This window comes from Stenotrophomonas sp. PA-6-5C, from assembly GCF_021605635.1.
Lineage (GTDB): Bacteria > Pseudomonadota > Gammaproteobacteria > Xanthomonadales > Xanthomonadaceae > Stenotrophomonas > Stenotrophomonas lactitubi.
Genome location: NZ_WKEE01000091.1, coordinates 1 through 11,569 on the forward strand (window position 1 = coordinate 1; position 11,569 = coordinate 11,569).

At 69.2% G+C, this 11,569-nt stretch carries 2 protein-coding genes; both read left to right on the top strand.

The features are described from left to right. Positions 1 to 298 precede the first annotated feature (298 nt). Complete coding sequence (purL, locus tag GIW57_RS22985) at positions 299 to 4,183, top strand: phosphoribosylformylglycinamidine synthase (protein ID WP_202908250.1); 3,885 nt, start codon at positions 299 to 301, stop codon at positions 4,181 to 4,183. 439 nt (positions 4,184 to 4,622) lie between these two features. Then, a partial coding sequence (locus GIW57_RS22990; RefSeq protein WP_236513026.1) for an ESPR-type extended signal peptide-containing protein occupies positions 4,623 to 11,569 on the top strand: 6,947 nt, incomplete at its 3' end.

The window sequence follows — 11,569 nt, forward strand, 5'->3', positions numbered from 1 at the left end:
ACCAACAGCAGCAGGAAACTGTCGAGGGTGGGGTGGTGTGGGCCAGCAGGACCGTTGGCGCCATGGATGGCGCCATCGAGCCCCCATGGATGGGTTTACGGCGTGTCCTGCTGGCCCACACCGCCCCACCCAGCCCACAGCAATCCAGCGGTTGTTTTGGCTTTGGCTGTGGCCGTTGCCGTTGCTTCGGCTCTGGCTCTGGCTCCGGCCTCTGCGGGTGCCGGGCGCCGCCCGGCCGAAGCCTCCCCCCGCTTCCGGTACAATGTCGGGCCCGTTTCCCAACTACGGTTCCCCGGACATGATGGTCCTCGAGGGCGCGCCCGCCCTGTCGCCGTTCCGCCGCGAACGTCTTGAATCCCGCCTGCAGTCCATCGCTCCCTCCCTGCGCATCAGCGGTGCCTGGCACGTCTACTTCGTGCAGGCCGAGGGCACTGCCGCCCCCGACGTCGATACCCTGTGCCGCATCCTGGAAGCCCGCCCGCAGTCCGAGGCGGTCGCTGACGGTGCGGTCAGCCGCATCGTGGTGCCGCGCCTGGGCACGCTGTCGCCGTGGTCGAGCAAGGCCAGCGAACTGGTCCGCGGTGCCGGCCAGCCGGTGAGCCGGGTCGAGCGTGGCCTGCGCATCGACGTACTTGGATGGCCGGCCGATGCCGCCGCCCAGCAGGCACTGGTCAAGGTGCTGCACGACCCGATGACGCAGTCGGTGCTGGAGACCGTCGATCAGGGCCAGTCCCTGTTCTCGACCCCGGCCCGTGGCGAACTGGAGCGCGTACCGGTGGACCAGCTGGAGGCCGCCAACCAGCGCCTCGGCCTGGCCATGGCGCAGGACGAGATCGACTACCTGCGCGAGCGCTTCACCGCGCTGGGCCGGTCGCCGTCGGACGTGGAACTGATGATGTTCGCGCAGGCCAATTCCGAGCACTGCCGGCACAAGATCTTCAATGCCAGCTGGACCATCGACGGCCAGGAGCAGGACCGCTCGCTGTTCCGGATGATCAAGAACACCCACCAGCAGACGCCGCAGCACACGCTCAGCGCGTACAGCGACAATGCGGCGGTGATCGAAGGCCATCCAGCCTCGCGCTATCGCCCGGACCCGGCCAGCGGCGAGTACCGCCGCGAACCGCAGGTGCCCAGCGCGTTCCAGATCAAGGTGGAAACGCACAACCATCCGACCGCGATCGCGCCGTTCCCGGGCGCCTCGACCGGCGCCGGTGGTGAAATCCGCGACGAAGGCGCAACCGGTCGTGGCGGCAAGCCGAAGGCCGGCCTGAGCGGCTTCTCGGTCTCGCACCTGCGTATCCCCGAGCTGCCGCAGCCGTGGGAAGCGCCGCGCGCGCTGAACCCGCGCATGGCGCCGGCGCTGGAAATCATGACCGACGGCCCGCTCGGCGGCGCTGCGTTCAACAATGAATTTGGTCGGCCGGCCCTGCTCGGCTACTTCCGCAGCTTCGAACTGCCGGAAGGCGCTGACCTGGTGCGCGCCTACGACAAGCCGATCATGCTGGCCGGTGGCCTTGGCGCCATCGATCGCGTGCAGGTCGACAAGATCCTGCTGCAGGACGGCGATGCCGTGATCGTGCTCGGCGGCCCGGCGATGCTGATCGGCCTTGGTGGCGGTGCCGCCAGTTCGGTCGCCTCCGGTGAAAGCGCCGAGGACCTGGACTTCGCCAGCGTGCAGCGCGACAACCCGGAAATGGAGCGTCGCTGCCAGGAGGTCATCGACCGCTGCGTGGCGATGGGTGCCAACAACCCGATCAAGTTCTTCCATGACGTCGGTGCCGGTGGCCTGTCCAACGCCATTCCCGAACTGCTGCACGATTCCGGTGTGGGCGGCATCATCGACCTGGGCAAGGTGCCCACCGACGATCCGTCGCTGTCGCCGATGCAGCTGTGGTGCAACGAGTCGCAGGAGCGCTACGTGCTCGGTGTGGCGCAGGAGCGCCTGGCCGAATTCGCCGCGCTGTGCGCACGTGAGCGCTGCCCGTTCGCTGCGGTCGGTGTCGCCACCGCAGCCGAACACCTGGTGGTGGCCTATGGCGCCGTGCCGGGCAACATTCCGGCCGACGCGCCGATCGACCTGCCGATGGACGTGCTGTTCGGCAAGCCGCCGAAGATGCACCGTGATACCGCGCACCCGCCGGCGCCGCGCTGGCCGGCGCTGAAGACCGCTGGCCTGGATCTGCAGGAAGCCGGTCTGCGCGTGCTCGCGCACCCGACGGTGGCCTCCAAGAACTTCCTGGTCACCATCGGCGACCGCAGCGTGGGCGGCCTGACCGCGCGCGAGCAGATGGTTGGCCCGTGGCAGCTGCCGGTGGCCGACGTGGCGATCACCTTGGCCGATTTCGACGGCGTGGCCGGCGAGGCGATGGCACTGGGCGAACGCACGCCGCTGGCGCTGCTGGACGCGGCTGCCTCGGCCCGCATGGCCGTGGGCGAAGCACTGACCAACCTGTGCGCGGCCCCGGTCGATGCGCTGGATGAAATCAAGCTGTCGGCGAACTGGATGGCCGCTGCCGGCCACCCGGGCGAAGACGCGCTGCTGTACGACGCGGTGAAGGCGGTGGGCATGGAACTGTGCCCGCAGCTGGACATCAGCATCCCGGTGGGCAAGGACTCGCTGTCGATGCAGGCGCAGTGGCACGACCAGGGCGAGGCGCACAAGAGCGTGTCGCCGGTGTCGCTGGTGATCACCGCGTTCGCGCCGGTGGCTGATGCACGCCAGCAGCTGACCCCGCTGCTGGACCGCGATATCGACAGCGAGCTGTGGTTGATCGGTCTCGGTGCCGGCAAGCAGCGCCTGGGCGGTTCGATCCTGGCCCAGGTGCACGCCGACCATGGCGACCTGCCGGCGTTCGCCGGTGCCGCCCCGGACCTGGACGACCCGCAACGCCTGCGTGGCTTCTTCGAGCTGATCCGCGATGCACGCCAGGCCGGCCTGCTGCGCGCGTACCACGACCGCAGCGACGGTGGTGCGTTCGCCGCGCTGTGCGAAATGGCCTTCACCTCGCGCCTGGGCCTGGACATCACCCTCGACGCCTGGGGCGATGATCCGTTCCGCAGCCTGTTCAATGAAGAGCTGGGCGCCGTCGTGCAGATCGCCCGCGAGGACCGCGCCGCGTTCGCTGACCTGGTCGAGCGCCATGCGCTGACCGAGTGCGCGCAGCGCATCGCCAAGCCGACCACCGCGCCGGTGGTGCGGGTGTCGCTGGGCGGTGACTCGCTGGCCGAATGGCGCTGGGAAGCGTTGTTTGATGCCTGGTGGTCGGTGACCCACGCCATGCAGAAGCGCCGCGACAATCCGGCCAACGCCGATGCGGAGCGCGAGATCGCCCGCGCCTTCACCGCGCCGGGCCTGAAGCCGAAGTTGAGCTTCGATCTGGCCGAGGATGTGGCAGCGCCGTTCGTGCAGACCGGGGCGCGTCCGCGCGTTGCGATCCTGCGCGAACAGGGCGTCAACGGCCAGATCGAGATGGCCAACGCCTTCGAACGTGCCGGCTTCCGCGCATTCGACGTGCACATGAGCGACCTCATCGAAGGCCGCGTGGCGCTGCAGGACTTCACCGGCCTGGTCGCCTGCGGCGGCTTCAGCTACGGCGACGTGCTGGGTGCCGGCCGCGGCTGGGCGACCTCGATCCTCGAGCGCACTGCGCTGCGCGATGCCTTCGCCGCGTTCTTCGCGCGCGAGGACAGCTTCGCCCTGGGCGTGTGCAACGGCTGCCAGATGATGAGCCAGCTGAAGGACATCATCCCCGGCGCCGAACACTGGCCGCAGTTCCGCCGCAACGCCAGCGAGCAGTTCGAAGCCCGCACTGCGCTGCTGGAAGTGGTGGAGTCGCCGTCGATCCTGCTGCGGGGCATGGCCGGTTCGCGGCTGCCGGTGGCGGTGGCGCATGGCGAAGGCCAGGCGGTGTTCGACAACGCCGTCGACCAGGCCACGGCCCGCGTCGCGTTGCGCTACATCGATGGCAACGGCAACGTCGCCAGCCAGTACCCGCTGAATCCGAACGGCTCGCCCGATGGCATCACCGGCCTGACCAGCACCGACGGCCGGGTGACCATCATGATGCCGCATCCGGAGCGCACCCCGCGCGCGCTCAACCTGAGCTGGGCCCCGGCCGAGTGGCAGGGCGATTCACCGTGGATGCGCATGTTCCGCAACGCGCGGGTGTGGTGCGGCTGATCGCACACGCGTTGCGCAGCTGACGATGCCATCGCGTATGGAAACCCGCCGGGAAACCGGCGGGTTTTTCTTTTTGAATACGGAAAATCCTGTGCTGACCATCAGTTACATACGTTTTCATATGTGAGGATTTCCTCACGCATGCCTAACAAAATACGTACATAAACAAGTGAAACAGTGAACTGCTTCACGGCAATGGCTTTTGCTGCGTCAAACTCTTGACGATTCGCAAAGATGCCGTTAACACTTGACCCCCGTTTCAAATCTGTTCATCCCGCAGTAACCGCACGGCGCATGCGCTCGGTTTTCTGTCCCTGCGCGCCGTTCGGCAATACCCCGCAGTAAATCACGCGAATAACGCCCCCAGGGGACGTTGAACCACGAAGGTTCGGCGGTGGCGTTGCTTTGCCCAAAACCAGTCCAATCAGGAGCCGTACCGATGAATCGGATTTATCGCAAGGTCTGGAACAAAGCATTGGGTCAGTTGGTGGTGGCCTCGGAACTGGCCTCTTCCAGCTCATCAGGCGGGGTCGTCGACCAGCGCCGCAGTGCGACGGATGCCGCGCCGGCACGACTGGCCGCAGCGTTGGCCTTGGCAATGGGACTGGGAATGACCGGCATCGCTTCGGCGCAGTCGGTCGAGATTGGCGGCAGCGCGAACTGCGTGGTGCTCAACAGCAAAGTGGTGGACAAGTGCGCGGTCGATGGCACTGCCAGCGCCAAGGGCAGCAACGCGGTGGCGATCGGTGCCGGTACCAGTGCCACCGGTGCCAACAGCGTGGCGCTGGGCGCCGGTTCCAAGGCAGCGCGCGCCAACACCGTCTCTGTCGGTGATGCCGGCAAGGAACGGCAGGTGACCAACGTCGCCGCCGGTACCGCCGCCACCGATGCGGTGAACAAGGCGCAGCTGGATGCACAGGCGCGCGCCACGCAGGCTGCGCTTGCGCAGGCGGCGGCCGAGGGCAGCCGTTATTTCAAGGCCGATGGCGCCGGTGACAACAGCGACGCGGCGAAGATCGAAGGCGAGGGCGCCATCGCGGTCGGCAGTGGCAGCCAGTCGCTGGCCAACGCCACCACTGCGGTCGGCACCCAGGCGATTGCTGCGGGCGTCGGGGCCAGTGCCTTCGGCCAGAACGCGCTCGCCTTCGGTGATGCCAGCGTGGTGGTCGGGCAGAGCGCGGCCGCATTCGGCCTTGGTGATACCGCCGTCGGTGCCCATGCCGTCGCCGCCAGCGAGAACGGCGCAGCCACCGCACTGGGTGCGCTGTCCGAAGCCAGCGCTGATGGCGCAACTGCGGTCGGTGCAGGCGCGGTGGCGATGGGCCCGGGCAGCACCTCGCTGGGCCGCGGTGCGACTGCTGCCAACGAAGCGTCGATTGCCGTCGGTGCGTTCAGCACGGCGGTGGGTGAGTACAGCACCGCACTGGGCTCCAATTCGGCCGCCGTGGCCACCGGCAGCGTGGCGCTGGGCGCCGGCTCGCTGGCTGATCGCGTGGATACCGTTTCGGTAGGTGCGGTCGATTACGGCCTGACCCGGCAGATCACCAGTGTTGCCGCTGGTACCGAAGATACCGATGCGGTCAACGTCGGCCAGTTGAAGGACGTGGCAGCGGTAGCCGATACCACCGCCAAGCGCTTCCAGGCCACCGGCAGCAGCAACAGCGATGCCGGTGCATTGGCCGAGGGAGATGACGCGCTCGCCGCTGGCGAAGCCGCCAATGCGATCGGCAACGGCACGACCGCCGTCGGTGCAGGTGCCACCGCCGTCGCGCAGAACGCCACTGCGGTCGGCAACAACGCGCTGGCCTCGGGCCAGAACAGTGCGGCCTTCGGCAACAACGCGCAGGCAGTCGGTCCGGGCAGCGTCGCCGTCGGCGGTGCTGCGGTGGATGCCGATGGCAATCCGCTGATCACCAGTGGTGGCGTGCCGGTAGAGACCGGTGCCACCAGTGCCGGGGTCGGCGGTACCGCTGTCGGTGCCAGCGCCGATGCCGGCGGTTTCGCCGCCTCGGCGTACGGCGTGGGTGCCTACGCGGCAGGTGCGCAGTCGTCGGCGTTCGGCGCGGTCTCCAATGCCATCGGCGATTACTCCACGGCCGTCGGTACGCAGAGCAACGCCACCGGCACCAGCAGCGTGGCCATTGGTGGTCCGGCCGATCTGATCCCGGGCCTGGGCTTCTTCGTGCAGACCCAGGCCAGTGGTGAAGCGGCCACGGCCGTCGGTGCCGGTGCGGTTGCCAGCGGTGACCATGCCGTGGCCAACGGCAGCCTGACCGAGGCCTCCGGTGCCGAGTCGGTCGCCGTGGGCTACTTCGCCTACGCACCGGGCGAGAACGCCAGCGCACTGGGTGCGCAGACCTGGGCCAGTGGCGCGCAGAGCACCGCCGTCGGCTACTACGCCACCGCGCGCGGTGCCAACAGCGTTGCACTGGGTGCGAATTCCGAAGCGGTGCGCGCCAACAGCGTGGCCGTGGGCAGTGCCGGCAACGAGCGGCAGATCACCAGCGTGGCAGCCGGCAGCGAAGCCACCGATGCAGTGAACAAGGCGCAGCTGGACGCCGTGGCCAGTACCGCCGACACCACCGCGCGCTTCTTCCAGGCGCAGCCGGAAAGCGGTAGCGATGTCGGTGCCTATGCAGAGGGTGAGGGTGCGGTAGCGGCGGGTTCGGCCAGCAACGCCATCGGTGCCGGCGCGCTGGCACAGGGTGCAGGCGCTGCGGCCATCGGCTCCGACAGCGTGGCGCTGGGTCGCAATACCTTCGCCGACGGCGACGGTGCAGTGGCCGTGGGCGGCCTCGGCCAAGCCTACGACGAATACAACCAGCCCCTGTTGGATGACCAGGGCAATCCGGTGCAGATCGGCACCACCGCGTCGGCCGGGTCCACCGCCGTCGGCAATGCCGCGCAGGCGACCGGTGCCAGCAGCAGCGCCTTCGGCAATGCGGCACAGGCCACCGGCGACAACAGCTTCGCGGCAGGCGGCAAGTCGCGCGCTACCGGCAGCTATGCCGTCGCCATCGGTGACAGCGCCTTTGCCAAGTCGGACGACAGCACCGCCGTAGGTGGTTACAGCACCGCCAGCGAGGAGGGCGCCACCGCTTTCGGCGCCGGTGCGTGGGCCACCGGCCGCAATGCTTCGGCGTTCGGTCCGGCGGCATGGGCCAGCGCCAACGGTGCCACCTCCATCGGCTACAACAGCTGGGCCAACGGCATCAGTTCCACCGCTGTCGGCCGCGGCGCCTTCAGCTACGGCGACAACAGTGTTGCGCTGGGCTTCCAGGCGCTGGGCAACAGCATCAACAGCATCGCCATCGGCACCAACACGGTGGCCGGCGGTGAAAGCGCGATCGCCCTGGGCGCGGGCAGTACGGCCAGTGGCAACAACGCGGTTGCGCTGGGTGCCGGTTCGGTGGCCAGCCGCGACCGCAGCGTGTCGGTGGGCAGCGCCGGCAACGAGCGGCAGATCACCAGTGTGGCGGCCGGTACCCAGGCTACCGATGCGGTGAACAAGTCGCAGCTCGATGCGGTTGCAGCCAGTGCGGCGACCACCAGCAAGTACTTCCAGGCCAGTGGCAGCGCCGACAGCGACGCTGGCGCCTACGTGGAAGGTGACAACGCGCTGGCCGCCGGTGAGTCGGCCAACGCCATCGGCAACGGCGCAACCGCGCTGGGCAGTGGTGCCAATGCACTGGCCAGCAATGCACAGGCCATCGGCTTCAATGCGCTGGCCACTGCAGCCAATGCCAGCGCCATCGGTGCCAATGCACAGGCGACCGGCGAATACGCCACCGCGCACGGTGCCGAGAGCGAAGCCAGTGGCGAGCAGAGTGCGGCCTTCGGTGCGGCCTCGGTGGCCAGCGGCGCCGGCAGCACCGCCACCGGCGTGTTGTCCGAGGCCAGCGGCGAGGAAGCCGTGGCGGTGGGCTACTTCAGCAACGCCAGCGGTGAGGCCGCCACGGCGGTCGGCAGTGAAAGCGTGGCCAGCGGCACCGCGTCGGCGGCGTTCGGCATCGGCGCCGAAGCGACCGGCGGCTACAGCACGGCCATCGGTGGCTACGCCAACGCATCGGCATTCAACGCCACTGCCTTTGGCAACTTCGCCAACGCCTCCGGCTCCAACAGCGTCGCGCTCGGCGGCGATTCCGAAGCGTCTGGTGCCTACAGCACCGCCACCGGCCAGGGCAGCCTGGCTACCGGCACCAATGCCGTGGCCGTCGGTGGTTCGTTGTTCGGCCTGCTGGCGACCGAAGCATCCGGCGACTATTCCACCGCGGTCGGTGGCGGCGCCTATGCGCCGGGCATCAACAGCACCGCGCTGGGCAATGCGGCGGAATCGCGCGGTGCCAACAGCGTGGCGCTGGGTGCCGATTCGATTGCCGACCGCGACAACAGCGTGTCGGTCGGTGGCGGCGGCAACACCCGCCAGATCACCAACGTGGCAGCGGGTACCCAGGGTACCGACGCGGTGAACAAGGACCAGCTGGACGCGGTGGCCGCCGAAGGGGCCAAGACCAGCAAGTACTTCCAGGCCAGTGGCAGCGCCGACAGCGATGCTGGTGCCTACGTGGAAGGCGACAGCGCGCTGGCCGCCGGTGAAGCGGCCAATGCGATCGGCACCGGCGCCACCGCACTGGGCAGTGGCGCAACGGCGGTAGCAGCGAACGCCACGGCGGTGGGCTTCAACAGCCTGGCCAGCGGCGGCAATGCGGCCGCAGTGGGCAACAACGCACAGGCCACCGGTGAAGACAGCGCGGCGCTCGGCAATGGTGCGGTGGCCAGCGAAACCAGCACCACCGCGACCGGTGCAGGCGCGCAGGCGACGGCGGTGTACAGCACCGCCAACGGTGCCGAGGCGGTCGCCAGCGGTGCGCAGTCGCTGGCCAGTGGTTTCCGTTCGGCAGCCTCTGCAGACGGCACCACCGCAGTGGGCGGCTACAGCGAAGCCAGCGGTCGACTTGGCTCTGCGCTGGGTTATGGCACCGTCGCCAGTGGTGCCAACAGCACCGCTGCCGGTGTGTTCGCTGCGGCGTCGGGCGCCAGCTCGGTGGCCATGGGTGATTCCAGCGAGGCCAGCGGCGATGAGAGCGTGGCCATCGGTGGCAGCACCTTCTTCGGCCTGGTGCCGTCGCGTGCCAGTGGTTACGGCGCTGCGGCGTTCGGCGCCGGTGCCTGGGCCACCGACGACTACGCCACCGCCATCGGCTGGAACTCGTGGGCCCATGGCGCCGAGTCGACCGCGCTGGGTGCCAGCGCTACCGCCAACGGCGCCAACAGCGTGGCTCTGGGCGCAGGTTCGAAGGCCGACCGTGACAACACGGTGGCCGTCGGCAGTGCCGGCAGCGAACGCCAGGTGACCCACGTCGCCGCGGGCACCGAAGGCACCGATGCGGTCAACAAGAACCAGCTCGATGCCGTCGCTGCCACGGCGGACAATACCAGCAAGTACTTCCAGGCCAGCGGCGGCGCCGACAGCGATGCCGGTGCCTACGTGGAAGGCGACAATGCACTGGCTGCCGGTGAAGCGGCCAATGCGATCGGCACCGGCGCCACCGCACTGGGCAGTGGCGCAACGGCGGTAGCAGCGAACGCCACGGCGGTAGGCTTCAACAGCCTGGCCAGCGGCGGCAATGCGGCCGCAGTGGGCAACAATGCGCAGGCGACCGGTGAAGACAGCGCGGCCCTCGGCAGCGGTGCGGTGGCCAGTGGCATCAGCGCTACCGCCACCGGCACCGCTGCACAGGCCAGCGGCGTCTACGGCACGGCCAACGGTGCGGAGGCTGTCGCCAGCGGTGCGCAATCGCTGGCCAGTGGTTTCCGCAGCGCGGCCTCGGCCGATGGCACCACCGCCATCGGTGGCTACAGCGAAGCCAGCGGCCGCCTCGGTACCGCACTGGGCTACGGCTCTGCGGCGACCGGTGCCAACACCACGGCTGTCGGTTTCGGAGCGGCAGCAGCAGGCAGCGGCGCGGTCGCCGTCGGTCAATCCAGCGAAGCCAGTGGCGCAGAGAGTGTCGCCATCGGTGGCAGCACCTTCTTCGGTCTGATTCCGTCGCGTGCCAGCGGTACCGGTGCAGCGGCCTTCGGTGCCGGGGCCTGGGCCACCGACGATTACGCCACCGCAATTGGCTGGAATGCGTGGGCCGATGCGGCTGACAGCACCGCGCTGGGTGCCAGCGCTACGGCCAGCGCTGCCAACAGCGTCGCCCTCGGCGCAGGCTCGAAGGCGGACCGTGCCAACACGGTGGCCGTCGGCAGCGCAGGCAACGAACGTCAGGTCGCCCACGTTGCCGCTGGTACCGAGACCACCGATGCGGTGAACAAGGGCCAGCTGGATGCAGTGGCCAGTGTCGCCGACAAGACCAGCAAGCACTTCCAGGCCAGCGGCAGTGCCGACAGCGATGCCGGGGCGTACGTCGAAGGCGACAACGCGCTGGCCGCGGGTGAAGCGGCCAATGCGATCGGCAACGGCGCCAGTGCGCTCGGCAGCGGTGCCACCGCGGTCGCGGCCAACGCCACCGCCGTCGGCTTCAATGCGCTGGCCAGTGGTGAAGACGGTGTGGCGATCGGCAGCGGCGCCAGCAGCACGGCCGGTGGCGCGATTTCCATCGGCGTGGAAAGCAGCAGCGCAGGCCCGGCCAGTGTGGCCCTCGGTGCGCAGTCGCAGGCGCAGGGCATCGGTGCGGTCGCCGTCGGCGGCATCGCCCAGGCCAACGGCCTGGCCGCAACCGCCGTCGGTTATGGCGCAACCGCTGATGGTCGCGAAGCCACCGCCGTCGGCAACTTCGCGTCGGCCAACGGCTGGCAGTCCACCGCCTACGGCGCCGGCGCCACGTCCGCCTTCTTCGGCACCGCGCTGGGCAGCGGCGCGCAGGCCGCCGAAGTGTCCACGGCCGTGGGCCAGGGCACCGTCGCGCAGATCGCTGGCGCTGGCTTCGGCGTGCAGGCGCGCGCCGGCCAGTTCGGTACCGCCCTGGGCAACAATGCCACCACCGGGCTCAATGGCGTGGCGGTCGGCTTCAACGCGCTGGCCGGACAGGACGCCAACAGCCTCGGCACGGGCCAGTACACCACCGCGATCGGCAGCGAGGCGTGGGCCACCGAGGACGGTGCCACCGTGGTCGGCTACAACAGCTATGCGCAGGCCACCAATGCCACCGTGCTGGGCAGCAATACCTGGACCACCAAGGACGCCGACAACAGCGTGGCGCTCGGTGCAGGCTCGCTGGCCGACCGTGCCAATGCGGTATCGGTGGGTGCGGCGCAGGAGTGGGTCGATGCTGCCGGGGTCAGCCACAGCGCCATCAACCGCCAGGTGACCAACGTGGCCGCCGGTACCCAAGCCACCGATGCGGTGAACAAGGGCCAGCTGGATGCGGTGGCCTCCAC

Coding starts and splice junctions, on each gene's coding strand:
- purL (WP_202908250.1), top strand. CDS start 299: ATGATGGTCCTCGAGGGCGCGCCCGCCCTGTCGCCGTTCCGCCGCGAA.